We start from the raw sequence: 17,471 nt of genomic DNA on the forward strand, positions 1-17,471 counted from the left end.
ACTTTATATCTAGTGCTCTTGGCTCTAGACAGAAAAAAGCAGAGCTCATGAGCTCTGCTTTTTTATTGGCGGGTAAACCCTCTAAAGAATACTAGTGAGTAACAAGTACCCGCTAGGCCTTCGCCTGTTTCAAGTAGTGAATCGCGGTTGCTTGAACCTTATCTAATTCATCCTGAAGCTCGAAAAGCTCAGGTTCAATGTCTTCAACAGAAGTACCTGAACGCAGCTCTTTCTCTATTGTCGCACATACCGATTTTAGCCTTGGTACGCCGCTGTACGAGCTGCTGCCATGCATCTTGTGAATGATGTGTATCAGCTCTTCAACTGGATAGTCACTGTCTTCTATCGCTTTGTCTGCTGCCTCATACACCTCTGGAATAAAGTCGACGAGCATTTGCAGCATATCGCGTGCGAGGTCTTCTTTATTGGCGGCTTGTTTCATCGCAGCTTGCCAATCAATGATGATGTTTGTGTGCACGCTGGCTTCAGTTTCTGACACCGGACCGTTGTCGACTTCAGCAGAGACCGCTGGGTGGTCTGGATCTATTTTTTCGATGTGCTCAACCTCAGAGGTCGAGCTCCAATGAATCAGAACCTGCTGTAAAACATGCTCTTCAATAGGTTTGGTTAGGTAGTCATCCATGCCCGCTTCAAGCAGTCGATCTCGTTCGCCAATCATTGCATGTGCGGTCACGGCAATTACAGGTGTATTCGCATTGTTCGCCAGTTTTTTGATGTTCTGACAAGCGGTTACACCGTCCATCTGTGGCATTTGAATATCCATGAAGATGATATCAAATGGCGTCTCTGTCGCTTTGTCTATCGCCTGCTGACCACTGGTACAACTGATGACGGTTTCTACACGCTCTTTAAGCAGCGCGGTAATCAACTTAAGGTTGGCTGGGTTGTCGTCTACTGCCATCACAGTAAGCGGTAACTTCTCTTCAGAATGCGTTTCAATCGCTGGTGCAATCAAGGTAGGTGCCTGATTCGATACCAGAGTTTGCAGCAACTTCTTACGAGAAAGAGGCTTGGTGATGCACTGAACATCGACCTCTTTCATTAGTTGCTCACCCAACGCTAGCTCGGTACTTGGTGTACCAATAATCACGTTTTGAGCAATCTTCTTCGCACCGATCGCCCAACCACTCACAGTATCAAATTGATACTCTTGGTTGGCGGCTAGGTTAAGCAGAACGTAGTCATACGAGGTCGTCTCATCTGGCATCACCGAACGATACGTTACCACTAAGCCTTCTTGGGTTAGGATTTGCTGAGTAATCGATGCCGCTTGCATGTTTGGCTCGATAAGCAGCAGTTGTTTGTCTTGCAGACACTGCGTCTCAATCAGCTCTGTCATCGGCATATCAGTCGTTGATAGTCTCAAGGTGAACCAGAAGGTAGAGCCTTGGTGAAGACGACTGGTTAGGCTGATCTCTCCGCCCATTTGGCTGACCAGTTTTTGGGTGATAACCAGACCTAAGCCTGTACCGCCGTAACGACGAGAGATACTTGCATCGGCTTGGCTGAAAGCTTGGAAAAGCTGAGCTTGTTGACGCTCAGAAATACCAATACCCGTATCGCGAACCATGAATTGCAGCTCGATGTTGTCTTCACTTTGTGAGCGAAGCTCAACGCTGATATCAATGTTGCCGCGTTCGGTAAACTTGATTGAGTTACCAACAAGGTTGGTTAGGATCTGCTGAATACGCAGTGGATCGCCCACCACACCTGGCGGTACTTTAGGGTCGATCTTCAGTGTCAGTTCTAGGCCTTTCTCATGAGCGTTGGTTGCTTGAAGGTTTACTACCTCTTCAAGGCTAGCTTGGAATTCAAATGGGATGTTCTCTAGGGCTAATTTACCGGCTTCAAGTTTCGAGAAGTCCAAGATATCGTTGATGATGCTAAGCAGGTTGTTTGCCGAGCGTTCAATGGTTTGCAGGTAATCGGTTTGACTGTTCGATAGGTGAGTCTTGAGCATTTGACGAGTAAAGCCAATCACACCGTTCAGCGGCGTTCTCAATTCGTGAGACATATTCGCTAAGAACTCAGACTTAACACGAGCCGCTTCTTGAGCGCGTTTCTTCGCGATGTCTAACTCAACGTTTTGAATCTCAAGCTGTTCAAGAGTTTCACGCAAATCTGATGTGGCCTGGTCGATACTGTGCTGCATCTCGACGTGATACTCTGATAGCGATACCGCCATCGCATTGATACCGTTTTTCAGCGAGTCTAGCTCACCATGCATCTTACCTTCGATACGCACATCTAGGTGACCTCGACGAATTCGGTCGACCATGTTTTTCATGTGTGTGATCGGTTGAGTGACATCGTGCATTAAGCGGAACGCAAACACACCCGATAAACCAAGCCCGAGAATCAACACTAAGAATGCAGAGAACACTTCTTGATATTGCTGCAATCGAAGTGATGAAAGATCTAATTCAATCGCAATGTAGCCGATCGCTTGATTAGCTTGAGACTGACCGTTGGCTGAATTGATGTACTGGCCTTCGGCGATGATAGGTGTCCGCAGGATCAGCGTATTATCGAGAAGGTTCGATGAGCTTAAATGCGGGATCGGTTTATCTTTGGGGTAGGTCAGGCTTTCAAAATCGGGGTGGAAGTTTGAGGTTACAAACAACTCATGACGCTCATCAAACACCGCGATACTGCGCACTAGCTTAGAATTCTTTCGATGCGCATAGCTAATAAGCTGACGAACAGACTCTCGACTTTCGAGCTTCATGCCTGATTCACTCGCAATCGCAAGTGGCTCAATGATGCTAGTACCAGTGTTAACCACTTGACCTTCAAGGTCTTGATAGCGGTTAAATGAGAAAAATGCACTCAATAGCAACCCAATAATCAGGGTTGGAGCTAGAGTTAAGGTAATTACACGGGCTCTTAAGCCATATCTGGTCATGTTCTTTAATTACATCGAGGTCTGGATATGGGAAAATAACGCACACAATGGCGGTTAAGTGAACGGTAAGCTTAATCAAAGCCGTGACGTTCGACAATGATTCCAAGACATAATAGTGAGTCCTGGATACCAATTACTTATTAAAAGATACATTAGGCACAAGCAATGGCACGTTTTTTCCAACCAAAAAAGAAAACTCAACTCGAGACCAAGCATCAATCGGTTTTGGTTGAACGAATGGATCACAATGGCGCTGGCATCGCTTATCAAAAGAATAAACCGGTTTTCATTGATGGCGCATTGCCCGGTGAGCAGGTGGTTATTCAACTTACTGAGAGCAAAAGTAAGTTTTCGCGAGCTAAACTCATCAAGTTATTGAAGCCGAGCGAGCAGCGTTTAAAGCCGTTTTGTAAGCACTTTAATCAGTGTGGTGGCTGTCACCTTCAACACCTAGGTTACTCTTCTCAGGTTGAGCATAAATCGCAATCTCTGACGCACCTGATGAGCCAATACCAAACGGCGAACACTGAAGTTGCACAACCTATTGTCGGTGATGAAACCGGTTATCGACGTCGCGCACGTATCAGCCTATTTGTTGATAAGAAGACACAACAGCTTCAATTCGGTTTCCGTAAGAAGCAGAGTAAGCAGATTGAAAACATCACCGACTGTGCCGTGCTTGATCCTCGCCTTAATGTGTTGCTGCCAAAACTGAAAAATTTACTGAACACTTTCAACAGCCTTACGTCTTTAGGACACGTTGAATTGGTGTTGGGCGATACTGGCCCTGTTATGGTGCTACGTCACCTTAAGCCTCTGGTTGAAAAAGATGAGCAAGCGCTGATTGCGTTAGCAAAAGAAGAAGGCGCTACGCTGTATTCGATGCCTGAAACCGATAAGTTGGTTCGCTTAGTCGGCGATACACCTTCTTACAGCGAAACTGGCGTGACGTTACCGTTTGAGCCAAACCACTTTATCCAAGTAAACCAGAAAGTGAATCAGCAGATGGTGGCTCAAGCGATTGAGTGGCTAGAGCCTCAAGCGGATGAGCGAGTGCTAGACCTGTTTTGTGGTCTCGGTAACTTTAGTCTGCCTATCGCGCAACAATCGGCGTTTGTGGTTGGTGTAGAAGGCGTTGATGAAATGGTTCAGCAAGCCGCATCTAATGCAGCGTTAAACCAGTTAAGCAATACAGAATTTTACCAAGCTAACCTTGAAGAAGACTTATCTTCACAGCCTTGGGCAAAAGAGAAATTCGATAAAGTATTGCTTGACCCGGCACGTGCGGGAGCGAGTGGGATCGTTGATCAAATTTCAGCGTTAGGAGCGAAGCGTGTGGTTTATGTTTCGTGTAATCCTGCTACTCTAGCTAGAGATTCTGAGAGCTTAGAAAAACAAGGCTATCAATTAGCCAAACTGGGTATGTTGGACATGTTCCCACACACCAGTCATCTAGAATCGATGGCTCTCTTTATCAAGGCTTAAAGGCCCGTAAATAAGGCTTAAAAATGAATGACAAAGGCGCAGGGACACCTGCGCTGATATCAATATGGTCGAACTAACTTGGAACCAGTTAGTCATATTGAATTGGGTATAAAACAGAATAACTAGGAAGGCACGATGGTTGCGGTACGAAGCGCACATTTAAACCCAAGCGAACAGTTTGAGCTAGAAAGTTGGATTGCGTCATTAAAGCAAGACGCAAAAACCTCGAATAAACTGAACAAAGTTTATCGTCACTGTGAAGAGCTATTAAAAGATCACGAGCAAGCATCACTCTTGCTATGGCGTGGACGCGAGATGATTGAAATCTTGGTCACGCTGTCGATGGATCGTGCAACATTAGTCGCAGCACAACTCTTCCCAGTGGTATCAAGTGGTGTTTTTGAACGCGAAGCCTTCGAAGAAAGCTACGGCAAAGAAATCGTTAAGCTGATTGACGGCGTTGAAGAAATGGCGGCCTTGGGCCAGCTAAACGTGACCCTTGAAGGCAGTGCAGCCTCGGGTCAAGTCGATAACGTTCGTCGCATGCTATTAGCAATGGTTGATGACTTCCGTTGCGTAGTCATCAAGCTAGCGGAGCGAATCTGTAACCTTATTGAGGTGAAAAAGGCACCTGATGCTGTGCGTCGTGCGGCAGCAAAAGAATGTTCTAACATCTATGCACCACTGGCTAACCGTTTAGGTATCGGCCAACTTAAGTGGGAAATCGAAGATTACGCATTCCGCTACCAACAACCAGATACCTACAAGCAGATTGCGAAACAGCTGTCTGAACGTCGTATCGTACGTGAACAATACATTAAAGACTTCGTTGATGACTTAACGGCGGAAATGAACCGTTCAAGCATCAATGCTGAAGTCAGCGGTCGACCAAAACACATCTACAGTATCTGGCGCAAAATGCAGAAGAAAGGCTTAGCCTTCGATGAGCTTTTTGACGTACGAGCGGTACGTATCATCGCCGACCAGCTTCAAGACTGCTATGCCGGCTTAGGTGTGGTTCATACCAAATACAAACATCTACCAAGTGAATTCGATGACTATGTGGCGAACCCTAAGCCAAATGGTTACCAGTCGATTCATACCGTAGTACTTGGCCCTGAAGGCAAGACCATTGAGATTCAGATCCGTACTAAGCAAATGCACGAAGACTCTGAGCTTGGTGTGGCGGCGCACTGGAAGTACAAAGAAGGAGCTTCAAGCGGCCGTAGTGGCTACGATGAGAAAATCACTTGGTTGCGTAAACTTATCGACTGGCAAGAAGAGATGTCGGACTCTGGCGAGATGCTGGATGAGGTACGTAGCCAAGTCTTCGATGACCGTGTATACGCATTTACTCCACGTGGTGACGTGGTCGACTTACCAATGGGCGCAACCCCGTTGGATTTCGCCTACCACATCCACTCGATGGTCGGACACCGCTGTATCGGTGCCAAAGTAGCGGGGCGTATCGTACCGTTCACTCATAAACTATCGATGGGCGATCAAGTTGAGATCATCACGCAGAAAGAGCCGAACCCATCTCGTGACTGGTTAAATCCAACCACAGGTTTTGTTCATTCTGGTCGAGCTCGAGCGAAAATCAACGCTTGGTTCCGCGCACAAAGCCGTGAGAAAAACCTAGAAGCGGGTCGTGATATCCTGGAAGTTGAGCTAGCGAAAGTAGGCGCAACCCTAAAAGATGCTGATCAATACGCACTAAAACGCTTTAACGTGAATACGCCAGACGAACTCTATGCAGGTATTGGTAGTGGCGACTTGCGTATTAACCAAGTGGTTAATCACATCAATGCGCTAGTGAATAAGCCAACGGCGGAAGAAGAAGACAAGAAAGCGCTAGAGAAACTGCTTGAGTCGGAAAACAAGCCGGCACAACAGAGTCGTCCGAAGAAAGATGCGGTAGTGGTTGAGGGCGTTGATAACCTAATGACGCACCTAGCGCGTTGCTGTCAGCCAATCCCAGGTGATGTGATTAAAGGTTACATCACTCAAGGTCGTGGTATCTCAGTGCACCGCGCTGACTGTGAACAGCTAGGCGAGCTAAGCGTGCATGCGCCAGAACGTATCATTGATACCGTTTGGGGTAATGGCTTTGTCGGTTCATACATCCTAACGCTGCGTGTTGAAGCGCTAGAACGTAATGGCTTGTTGAAAGACATCACCTCACTGTTCTCGAATGAAAAGATCAGCGTGACCACAATGAAGAGCCGCATCGACTACAAGCGTCAGCTATCGGTAATGGATTTCGATTTGGAAGTGACCAATATTGAAATTCTGAGTCGCGTTACCAGCCGAGTAGAACAAATCAAAGATGTTATGTCAGTCAAAAGGTTGGGGTAGGCCAAAATACTATCCACATCATTCCCTACAGTGAGGGACGAACGTGATAGGGAATCTCGTAAAGCGATTTGAGATCCCCAACTCGCTCATTCTTCGCTCTTGGGGATGACGGAAAGAATAGAAAGGTGAGTGGTTTTGGCTGCTCGCCTTTTTTAGTTTTAGAAGACGTTATAAATTTAAAAATCAAAGACAGTGAATAGGAAGAAAACGATGAATCACCCGATTGAACAACTTGAACAGATTATGACTAAGCTGCGCGATCCAGAAGGTGGCTGTCCTTGGGATTTGAAACAAAATTTTGAAACAATTGTGCCGCATACTATCGAAGAAACCTATGAGGTGGTGGACGCGATTCACAACAAAGATTGGCCGAACCTACAAGAAGAGTTGGGTGACTTGTTGTTTCAGGTGATCTTCTATAGCCAGTTAGCGAAAGAACAGGGGTTGTTTGAGTTCTCTGATGTGGTTGATGGCATTAACGAAAAGCTAACACGCCGTCACCCGCATGTGTTCTCTGATACTGAGTTTGCCAGTGATGAAGAAATCAATGCCAATTGGGAAGCGGAAAAAGCCAAAGAAAAAGCACAAGCAGGCAAAACTCAAGAAAGTATTCTAGACTCAATACCAAACTCTCTACCTGCGCTTTCGCGTGCTACAAAAATTCAAAAGCAGGTCGCGAAATATGGCTTTGATTGGGACTCAATTGGCCCAGTCGCCAATAAGGTATTAGAGGAAGTGGACGAGGTGCTAGAAGAAGCACTTCAAGTGACGCCAAACGAAGAATTGGTTGAAGAAGAGCTGGGGGATTTACTGTTCGCGACCGTTAACTTGGTACGACATTTAGGTAAAAACCCAGAATCGGCACTCAATAAAGCCAATCTCAAGTTTTCGCGTCGCTTTAAAGGGGTGGAACAAAAAGTTCGTCAGCAAGGTAAAAATTTGACCGATTTTTCACTACAACAGCTTGATTCCATGTGGGGTGAAGTCAAAGTGGCGGAGAAAAGATAACCAAAGCTTTTATCATGAATTGATTTGAAGCAAAAAATAAAAAATAGCAGTGTGATAGATTTCACGTTGTGGCGATAAGGGGCTTCTGGTATATTTTCATCCCGTCCAGAAGTAGTCCATTTCCCTCATTCAACCAATTTCAGGTTAAACATGACGACAAATTACATTTTTGTTACTGGCGGGGTTGTATCCTCTCTAGGTAAAGGTATTGCTGCAGCATCTCTTGCGGCTATTTTAGAAGCTCGTGGTCTTAAAGTGACTATGATGAAGCTTGACCCTTACATCAACGTTGATCCAGGCACTATGAGCCCGACTCAGCACGGTGAAGTGTTCGTTACGGAAGATGGCGCTGAAACAGACCTTGACCTTGGTCACTATGAGCGATTCATTCGCACCAAGATGACTAAGCGTAACAACTTCACTGCAGGTCGTGTTTACTCAGACGTACTCGCTAAAGAGCGTCGCGGTGATTACCTAGGTGCAACAATTCAGGTTATCCCACACATCACTAACTCTATCAAAGAGCGTGTTATTTCTGGCGCAGCTGGCCACGATATCGCGATCGTTGAAGTTGGTGGTACGGTTGGTGATATCGAATCTCTACCATTCATGGAAGCGATTCGTCAGCTAGCAGTAGAACTAGGCCGTGAACGCGCAATGTTCATGCACCTTACTCTAGTGCCATACCTAGCAGCTGCGGGCGAAGTGAAAACTAAGCCAACGCAACACTCTGTAAAAGAGCTACTGTCTATTGGTATTCAGCCAGACATCCTAGTTTGTCGTTCAGACCGCAACATTCCTTCGAACGAGCGTAAGAAAATTGCTCTGTTCTGTAATGTGCAAGAAAATGCAGTTATTTCTATGCGCGATGTTGACTCTATCTACAAGATCCCTCAGCTTATTAAAGCTCAAGGCACTGATGAACTTGTATGTAAGCGTTTCGGCATCACAGCTCCAGAAGCAGATCTGTCTGAATGGGAACAAGTAATTTACGAAGAAGCTAACCCAACGGGTGAAGTGACGATTGGTATGGTTGGTAAGTACATTGAACTGCCAGACGCATACAAATCAGTAAATGAAGCGCTAAAACACGCAGGCTTGAAAAACCGCCTAAGCGTTAATATTAAATACGTAGATTCACAAGATGTTGAGTCTCGTGGCGTAGAGGTTTTAGAAGGCCTAGATGCAATCCTAGTTCCTGGTGGTTTTGGTGATCGTGGTGTTGAAGGTAAGATTCTTGCTGCTCAATACGCTCGTGAAAACAAAGTACCGTACTTAGGTATCTGTCTAGGTATGCAAGTAGCACTTATCGAGTACGCTCGTAACGTTGCGAAAATGGAAGGGGCACACTCTTCTGAATTCTGTACTGAAACTAAGTACCCAGTTGTTGGTCTTATCACTGAGTGGACTGATGGCGAAGGTAAAGTTGAAGAGCGTACAGAAACATCTGACCTTGGCGGCACAATGCGTCTTGGTTCACAGCTTTGTCACCTAGCGAAAGGGACGAAAGCTTACGAATTATACGGTAGCGCGACGATCCATGAACGTCACCGTCACCGTTACGAAGTGAACAACAATCTTCGTCCACAAATCGAAAAAGCGGGCCTAAAAGTATCGGGTCTATCTGCGGACAAGAAACTGGTTGAAGTTATTGAGAACCCGAATCACCCATGGTTCGTTGCTGCTCAATTCCACCCAGAGTTCACTTCAACACCTCGCGATGGTCACCCATTGTTTGCAGGTTTCGTTAAAGCGGCTGGTGAGTTCCAGCGCGGCGAGTTAGAGAAGTAAAAAGGAATACAGGTAGCTGCGTAAGTTGTGCTGCTACCTTTAAATTTGACATTTATATATTCAACGAGAAGGAAACATTCAATGTCTAAGATCGTTAAAGTTCTAGGTCGTGAAATCATCGATTCACGTGGTAACCCAACTGTAGAAGCTGAAGTACACCTAGAAGGCGGTTTCGTAGGTATGGCTGCTGCTCCATCTGGCGCATCTACTGGTTCTCGCGAAGCTCTTGAGCTACGTGACGGCGACAAATCACGTTTCCTAGGTAAAGGTGTTCTTAAAGCTATTGAAGCTGTAAACGGCCCAATCGCTGAAGCTCTAGTTGGTACTGACGCTAAAGCACAAGCTGACGTTGACCAAATCATGCTTGACCTAGACGGTACTGATAACAAGTCTAAGTTCGGCGCGAACGCTATCCTAGCTGTATCTCTAGCTAACGCAAAAGCTGCTGCTGCTGCGAAAGGCATGCCTCTATACGAGCACATCGCTGAGCTAAACGGTACTGCTGGTCAGTTCTCTATGCCTCTACCAATGATGAACATCATCAACGGTGGTGAGCACGCAGATAACAACGTTGACATCCAAGAGTTCATGATCCAACCAGTTGGCGCTAAAACTCTTAAAGAAGGTCTACGTATCGGCGCTGAAGTATTCCACAACCTAGCTAAAGTTCTTAAGTCTAAAGGCTACAGCACTGCAGTTGGTGATGAAGGTGGTTTCGCTCCTAACCTTAAGTCTAACGCTGAAGCTCTAGAAGTTATCGCAGAAGCTGTTGCAGCTGCTGGTTACGAACTAGGTAAAGACGTTACTCTTGCTATGGACTGTGCAGCATCTGAGTTCTTCGACAAAGAAGCTGGTATCTACAACATGAAGGGCGAAGGTAAAACTTTCACTTCTGAAGAGTTCAACCACTACCTAGCTGAGCTAGCGAACAACTTCCCAATCGTTTCTATTGAAGACGGTCTTGACGAGTCAGATTGGGATGGCTTCAAGCACCAAACTGAACTTCTAGGCGACAAGCTTCAAATCGTTGGTGACGATCTGTTCGTTACAAACACTAAGATTCTTGCTGAAGGTATCGAGAAAGGCGTAGCTAACTCTATCCTTATCAAGTTCAACCAAATCGGTTCTCTAACAGAGACTCTAGCTGCTATCAAGATGGCTAAAGACGCTGGCTACACTGCAGTAATCTCTCACCGTTCTGGCGAAACTGAAGATGCAACTATCGCTGATCTAGCGGTAGGTACAGCTGCAGGTCAAATCAAAACTGGTTCTATGAGCCGTTCTGACCGTGTTGCTAAGTACAACCAACTTATCCGTATCGAAGAAGCTCTAGGTTCTAAAGCTCCTTACAACGGTCTTAAAGAAGTTAAAGGTCAATAATTCGTCCTATTTGGCACTGTAGCTGCGTTAACTGCAGAAGATTCACTAAGTCACATAGGAAACTATGCTCCATAGCTGAATCTTCTTTGTTGCCTTGCTACAGCACCAACTAGTTAGAATTATGCACTAATACTTTTGAATGCCTCGCTTATGCGGGGCATTTTTTTGTCTGTAGAAAACTGAATGAAAGAAGCTCTAGGCTCTAAAGCTCCTCCTTGTCACATATAAAGTTCGTCATTCCCTAGACTGACGAAGGAAGGAGTAGGGAATCTCATTGTTTTCCTGACAATGACTCCCCGACTTATTGATTCCCTGACACCACATATCTCGCACCAATAAGCTCATTATGGTATATATGTGCCTTATTCTAGTTCCTTCTTTTTCAACCGGCGAAAGGTGTTATGCGAATTTTTGCTTTAGTACTGCTCATAGTGTTTGGCTGGCTACAACACACACTGTGGCTCGGTAAAAATGGTATCTCTGATTACTACGGTGTGAACAACGAAATCCAAGTTCAACAGCAAGTAAATGAAAAGCTGCATATTCGAAATGCAGAAATGTTTGCTGAAATTGACGATCTACGCCAAGGCTTAGACGCGATAGAAGAACGCGCACGTCATGAACTTGGAATGGTCAAAGAAGGTGAAACGTTTTATCGCATCATTGGTGAGGAATCCCATTAATGTCGACTCAACTTCAAAGCGTGATTGCCGTTGTACCTGCGGCGGGCGTCGGTAGCCGAATGAAGGCAGACCGCCCTAAGCAATATCTCAAGATTCACGGCAAAACAATTTTAGAGCACACCATTGAGAAATTACTGTCTCACCCACAAGTCGCTCAAATTGTCGTTGCGATCAGCGATGATGACCCATACTACCCTGATCTAGCACTCAACCTGAACCCGCAAGTGATCAGAGTGTCAGGCGGAAGCGAGCGAGCGGACTCTGTACTCTCTGCGCTAAACTATATCGCTGAGCAGCAGCTTAGTGATTGGGTAATGGTTCACGATGCGGCAAGGCCGTGTGTTCAGCTAAGTGATATCGACAAGCTAATTTCCGGCGCGATGAGCCATGATGTGGGCGCTATTTTAGCGGCTCCAGTTCGTGACACGATGAAGCGCGGTGCCCAAGGGCAGATCGAGCATACCGTTGAGCGTGCCGATTTATGGCATGCACTTACGCCGCAAATGTTCAGAGCAAAGCCTCTGTGGAAGGCATTAAGTGAGGCGTTGCAACAAGGCGCTTCAATTACTGATGAAGCCTCAGCCTTTGAATGGAAAGGTTTATCGCCCGCTTTAGTGGCTGGGCGTTCAGATAATTTTAAGATTACTCAGCCAGAAGATTTAGCGCTCGCTGAGTTCTATTTAAGTCAGAATAAGGAATAATGATGATTCGTATTGGCCATGGCTTTGATGTACATAAGTTTGGTGGTGAAGGCCCGGTAATTATTGGTGGCGTGAGCGTCCCTTATGAACAAGGTCTTATTGCACACTCAGACGGTGATGTTGCCCTACATGCGTTATGTGACGCTCTATTGGGTGCGATTGCTGCGGGTGATATTGGTCGTCATTTCCCTGATACCGATGACGAATGGAAAGGTGCGGATAGCCGTGAGCTACTGAAAGATGTTTATCGTCGAGTAAAAGAGCAAGGCTACGTGATTGGTAATGCCGATATTACTATCATGGCGCAAGCACCAAAAATGGCGCCTCATATAGACTCTATGTGCCAAGCTATTGCACAAGACTTAGAAACCAGCATCAGTAATGTGAATGTAAAAGCGACGACCACAGAGCGTTTAGGTTTTACAGGTCGCAAAGAGGGCATCGCATGTGAAGCGGTGGTCCTAATTACCAAAAGTGCGTAAGCACCAACACGAAAAGAACAGCATGTCAGATATTTTATCTTCATTGGCTTATCTAAACGGTAAACCAACTGCGAAAGCAAAACTAAAAGCAAAAGCCGAACACTTTGTCGTTAATGAAGACTTGGGTTTTGAATTTACCGGCGAAGGCGAGCATCTCATGGTTCGCATCCGTAAAACGGGTGAGAACACGAGCTTCGTGGCCAATGAACTGGCTAAAGCTTGCGGTGTTAAGTCGAAAGACGTGAGCTGGGCGGGTTTGAAAGACCGCCACGCTGTGACAGAGCAGTGGTTGAGTGTACACCTACCAAAAGGTGAGCCTGACTTTTCAGGGTTCTTAGCACAGTACCCAAGCATTGAAATCTTAGCGACAGCGCGACACAACAAAAAGTTACGTCCAGGCGATTTAGTTGGCAACCAATTTGAGTTGACCTTGTCTGAAGTAACGGATTGCGATGATGTGGTCAAGCGTTTGGAAAAAGTCGCTCAAGTGGGCGTGCCAAACTACTTTGGTGCTCAGCGTTTTGGCAATGAAGGTAACAACCTATCTGAAGCTCGTCGTTGGGGCCGCGATAACGTTCGTACTCGTAACCAGAATAAGCGCAGCTTGTACCTTTCTGCTGCTCGTTCGTGGATTTACAACCTGATCCTTTCAGACCGTATTGAGCAAGATGCGTTTGCATCAGCATTGGTTGGCGATATCGTGGTGAAAGACGGTGCTCAACTGGCAGTAACAGCAGACAACATTGAAGCTGTAAACCAAGACATTGCGAACGGTTCTGCTTTGATAACTGTTGCTTTGGCTGGCGATAATGCCTTACCAACGATTGATGAGTCTCAAGCTCTAGAACAGAAACACCTTGATGCTGAACCGGATCTAATGGCTCTGATTCGTGGTAACCGTATGCGTCATGATCGCCGTGAAGCGTCACTGAAACCAACAGACTTAACTTGGGAAGTGAACGAAGATAATGTCACGCTTAAGTTCTCTCTTGATGCGGGTTGTTTCGCAACAGCGATCGTTCGCGAATTGGTTGAAGAAGTACACGTAGAGAGAACCTACGAGCAATAACGATTCTGCTTGGAGCTGAGTCACTTGATATTGGAATTTAAGTGACTTGGCTTAGCATGGGAACAAAAGAAAGGATACAAGATGAAGATTTTACTCAGCAATGATGATGGTGTGCACGCTCAAGGTATTCATGAGCTAGCAAATGAATTACGTGATCTTGCTGAAGTTATCATTGTGGCACCTGACCGAAATCGCTCAGGTGCTTCAAATTCATTAACTTTAGAACAACCTTTGCGCGTTCAAGAAATTACTGAAAATACCTATTCGGTACAAGGAACACCGACCGACTGTGTGCATTTTGCGTTAAACGAACTGCTAAAGAATGACATGCCTGATCTGGTATTAACGGGCATTAATCACGGTGCTAACCTGGGTGATGACGTGCTTTATTCCGGCACGGTGGCTGCAGCAATGGAAGGGCATTTTCTAGGCGTTCAATCGGTAGCGTTTTCTCTGGTGGGAAAAAAACATTTTAAGACAGCGGCAGCGATTGCTCGTCGTATTGTCGAACAACATTTAGCAAACCCAATCCCGACCAACCGCTTGTTGAACGTAAACGTTCCTGATTTAGCCTTAGAACAATTGTCTGGTATTCAGGTGACGCGCTTAGGTGCTCGTCATCACGCTGAAGATATGATCAAGCAAAAAGACCCGCGTGGTCACGATATCTATTGGCTTGGCCCTCCGGGTAAAGAGCAAGATGCCGGTGAAGGTACCGATTTTTACGCGATTGAGCATGGCTTTGTGTCGGTAACACCGTTGCAGGTTGATCTGACGGCGCATGAGTCGTTGGGTGCGATGGCAACATGGTTAGGGGAGAAGTAAGTGAGTAATCCGCAAGCTGAGCGTTTAATTACTTTCCTGATTGAAAATGGTATTCAGGATCAAAAGGTTCTTGATGCGATTTACCAACTGCCGAGAGAGAGCTTTTTATCACAGGCGATGTATCACCAAGCCTATGATAATAATGCGCTGCCTATCGGTCAGGGTCAGACAATCTCACAGCCATACATTGTTGCTAAAATGACAGAGCTACTTGAATTACAACAAGATAGCCGTGTCTTGGAGATCGGAACGGGTTCTGGTTACCAAACTGCGGTATTGGCTCAACTTGTTGATCATGTGTATTCGGTTGAAAGAATAAAGTCGCTACAATGGGATGCCAAGCGTAGGTTGAAGCAACTCGATTTCTACAATATCTCAACTAAGCACGGTGATGGTTGGCAAGGTTGGTCTTCAAAAGCCCCTTTTGATGCGATTATTGTCACCGCCGCTGCAGAGTCGATTCCTCAAGCGCTTCTGCAACAGCTGAAAGATGGCGGTCGTTTACTGATTCCAGTCGGTGATGACGAACAGCAACTATTGAAGATCGTTCGACACGGCGATGAGTTTTTATCGAGTGTTATCGAGATGGTGAGATTTGTACCTCTTGTTCCTGGTGAGCTAGCTTAATAAAAGACTAATGGTGTAGGTGGATAGAGAGTCGATGCGTTCGAAGTTGTTAAAAGGAAGTACTTTACTGCTTAGCTGTGCCCTTGTTGGGTGTGCAGCGAATTCGCCTGCGCCGGTTTCAAACCTAAACAAGAATTACTCATCGATTGATCGTGGTAGTTATCGTGGCAGTTACTATGAAGTTAAAAAAGGCGATACCCTTTACTTCATTGCTTATGTCACCAATAAAGACGTTAAAGACCTCATCGGTTATAACAAGTTGTCTGCTCCTTACACTATCCACCCCGGGCAGAAGCTTAAGTTGTGGCGTCCTAGCTACAATGCGCCAGCGTATGGTAAATCAACGGTAGCGGCAGCAGCAGCGCCTGTCGCGGCATCGACAACGTCATCTGCGGCAAGTAAACCTAAAACCACATCGCAACCGAGCAAAAACTCTAAACCGGCTCCAGCTCAAACTACCACCAAAGTGGTGAAAAAAGATCCACCAAAGAAGGTTGAACAATCCAAATCAAAGGAGTATGTTGGTTCTAAAGGTAAACAGAATGTTACACCGCCCACCAAACCAACAAGTGATAAAGTATCCAAATGGTTATGGCCAACTAAAGGGAGAGTAATCAAGAGTTTCTCTGTAGGCGAACAAGGAAATAAAGGCATAGACATAGCAGGACAGCGAGGTCAGCCAATAGTATCTACTGCAGGGGGAACGGTTGTTTATTCGGGTAATGCACTACGAGGCTACGGCAATCTAGTGATTGTGAAGCACAATGATAATTACTTAAGTGCATACGCGCACAACGACCGACTATTAGTATCTGAAGGGCAAAGTGTGAAACCAGGGCAGAAGATTGCAACAATGGGAAGCTCTGGAGCCAGCAGTGTTAGGCTGCACTTTGAGATTCGTTACCAAGGTAAGTCCGTTAATCCAAAACGATATTTACCTTAAATACAATATGCAAAAATTACGTATTGTATGGAGTGACATAGTCATTTAGCGACATATGAAGTTGTAATGTCATGCTAATTTCGCCAGGGGGAGGCGTTATGAGTATAAGCAATGCAGTAACCAAAGAAGAGTTCGATCTTGACCAAGCAACCACGGAACCGGAAGCTCTTGGAAAAGCAAAACGAACAGTCACTAAGAAAACCGAAGCGAAAGAAGAAGTTGAAGTTACGTCTAAAAGTTTAGATGCCACTCAACTCTACTTAGGCGAAATTGGTTTCTCACCACTACTAACCGCTGAAGAAGAAGTGCTATATGCACGTCGAGCTCTACGCGGTGATGAAGCGGCACGTAAACGCATGATCGAAAGTAACCTGCGTTTAGTGGTAAAAATTTCACGTCGTTATAGCAACCGCGGCCTTGCACTTCTCGATCTAATCGAAGAAGGCAACCTAGGTTTGATTCGCGCCGTAGAGAAGTTTGATCCAGAGCGTGGCTTCCGCTTCTCAACTTACGCGACATGGTGGATTCGTCAAACCATTGAACGTGCGTTAATGAATCAGACTCGCACTATCCGTTTGCCAATCCATGTTGTGAAAGAGCTGAACATCTACCTACGTACTGCAAGAGAGCTATCACAAAAGCTTGACCATGAACCAACGGCAGAAGAAATTGCTTCTAAGTTAGATAAGCCGGTTGGTGATGTGAGCAAGATGCTTCGTCTAAACGAAAGAGTGAGCTCTGTTGATACGCCAATTGGTGGTGATGGTGAGAAAGCGCTGTTGGATATTATTCCAGACATCAATAATTCAGATCCTGAGGTTTCAACTCAAGATAGCGATATCAAGAACTCGTTGATTTTCTGGCTTGATGAGCTGAATCCTAAGCAGAAAGAGGTGCTTGCGCGTCGCTTTGGACTACTGGGTTATGAACCGTCAACATTAGAAGAAGTGGGCCGCGAAATCAGCCTGACTCGTGAACGTGTTCGTCAAATCCAAGTTGAAGGTCTTCGCCGTCTACGTGAGATTCTTATCAAGCAAGGTCTGAATATGGAAAACCTGTTCAACGTAGAAAACGACTAATTGAACGGATGATGCTTCTCTAAATAGAAGACAAATAAAAACGCTGACTTTAAGTCAGCGTTTTTTTGTTTGTGGCTTTGGTATTTCATGCCGTCTAATCAAAATAGCAGTACG

At 45.7% G+C, this 17,471-nt stretch carries 14 protein-coding genes; 13 read left to right on the forward strand and 1 reads right to left on the reverse strand.

Features of this window, described 5'->3' with window-relative positions:
- Positions 1-112: 112 nt before the first annotated feature.
- On the reverse strand, positions 113-2,926 hold the full coding sequence (barA, locus tag AB6D06_RS17515; RefSeq protein WP_017067822.1) for a two-component sensor histidine kinase BarA: 2,814 nt from the start codon (positions 2,924-2,926) through the stop codon (positions 113-115).
- Between the two features lie 165 nt (positions 2,927-3,091).
- Between barA and rlmD the strand changes: the two genes are divergently transcribed.
- The 13 genes from rlmD to rpoS all read left to right on the forward strand — a co-directional run bounded on the left by rlmD (position 3,092) and on the right by rpoS (position 17,357).
- Positions 3,092-4,411 (forward strand): 23S rRNA (uracil(1939)-C(5))-methyltransferase RlmD, encoded by a 1,320-nt coding sequence (gene rlmD / locus AB6D06_RS17520; RefSeq protein ID WP_017068695.1) that lies wholly within the window; start codon positions 3,092-3,094, stop codon positions 4,409-4,411.
- 135 nt (positions 4,412-4,546) lie between these two features.
- Entirely contained in the window at positions 4,547-6,769 is a 2,223-nt protein-coding gene (gene relA / locus AB6D06_RS17525) for a GTP diphosphokinase (RefSeq protein ID WP_372051307.1), read from the forward strand.
- Between the two features lie 210 nt (positions 6,770-6,979).
- Entirely contained in the window at positions 6,980-7,777 is a 798-nt protein-coding gene (gene mazG, locus AB6D06_RS17530; protein ID WP_017068693.1) for a nucleoside triphosphate pyrophosphohydrolase, read from the forward strand.
- A 150-nt stretch (positions 7,778-7,927) separates the two neighbouring features.
- Complete coding sequence (locus AB6D06_RS17535) at positions 7,928-9,568, forward strand: CTP synthase (protein ID WP_017063214.1); 1,641 nt, start codon at positions 7,928-7,930, stop codon at positions 9,566-9,568.
- 81 nt (positions 9,569-9,649) lie between these two features.
- Positions 9,650-10,948, forward strand: a complete 1,299-nt coding sequence (gene eno / locus AB6D06_RS17540; RefSeq protein WP_017059033.1) for a phosphopyruvate hydratase — start codon at positions 9,650-9,652, stop codon at positions 10,946-10,948.
- 401 nt (positions 10,949-11,349) lie between these two features.
- Positions 11,350-11,631: a cell division protein FtsB gene (gene ftsB, locus AB6D06_RS17545; protein WP_010435786.1), complete on the forward strand. Its 282-nt coding sequence runs from the start codon at positions 11,350-11,352 to the stop codon at positions 11,629-11,631.
- The gene (ispD, locus tag AB6D06_RS17550) at positions 11,631-12,332 is read left to right on the forward strand and encodes a 2-C-methyl-D-erythritol 4-phosphate cytidylyltransferase (RefSeq protein ID WP_017067355.1); all 702 of its coding nucleotides are present in this window, start codon (positions 11,631-11,633) and stop codon (positions 12,330-12,332) included. Before ftsB ends, ispD begins: the two co-directional genes overlap by 1 nt.
- 2 nt (positions 12,333-12,334) lie before the next feature.
- Entirely contained in the window at positions 12,335-12,814 is a 480-nt protein-coding gene (gene ispF, locus AB6D06_RS17555) for a 2-C-methyl-D-erythritol 2,4-cyclodiphosphate synthase (RefSeq protein ID WP_017067356.1), read from the forward strand.
- 22 nt (positions 12,815-12,836) lie between these two features.
- The gene (gene truD, locus AB6D06_RS17560; protein ID WP_017067357.1) at positions 12,837-13,883 is read left to right on the forward strand and encodes a tRNA pseudouridine(13) synthase TruD; all 1,047 of its coding nucleotides are present in this window, start codon (positions 12,837-12,839) and stop codon (positions 13,881-13,883) included.
- Between the two features lie 81 nt (positions 13,884-13,964).
- Positions 13,965-14,708, forward strand: coding sequence for a 5'/3'-nucleotidase SurE (surE, locus tag AB6D06_RS17565; protein ID WP_372111180.1), 744 nt, complete (start codon positions 13,965-13,967; stop codon positions 14,706-14,708).
- Positions 14,709-15,335: a protein-L-isoaspartate(D-aspartate) O-methyltransferase gene (locus AB6D06_RS17570; protein WP_017059029.1), complete on the forward strand. Its 627-nt coding sequence runs from the start codon at positions 14,709-14,711 to the stop codon at positions 15,333-15,335. It begins immediately after the preceding gene.
- A 34-nt stretch (positions 15,336-15,369) separates the two neighbouring features.
- Positions 15,370-16,278 (forward strand): murein hydrolase activator NlpD, encoded by a 909-nt coding sequence (nlpD, locus tag AB6D06_RS17575; RefSeq protein ID WP_372111183.1) that lies wholly within the window; start codon positions 15,370-15,372, stop codon positions 16,276-16,278.
- A 98-nt stretch (positions 16,279-16,376) separates the two neighbouring features.
- Positions 16,377-17,357: an RNA polymerase sigma factor RpoS gene (gene rpoS / locus AB6D06_RS17580; RefSeq protein WP_017059027.1), complete on the forward strand. Its 981-nt coding sequence runs from the start codon at positions 16,377-16,379 to the stop codon at positions 17,355-17,357.
- The last annotated feature ends 114 nt before the right edge of the window (positions 17,358-17,471 follow it).

The sequence above is a fragment of the Vibrio sp. 10N.239.311.G01 genome, from assembly GCF_041465805.1.
Lineage (GTDB): Bacteria > Pseudomonadota > Gammaproteobacteria > Enterobacterales > Vibrionaceae > Vibrio > Vibrio crassostreae_C.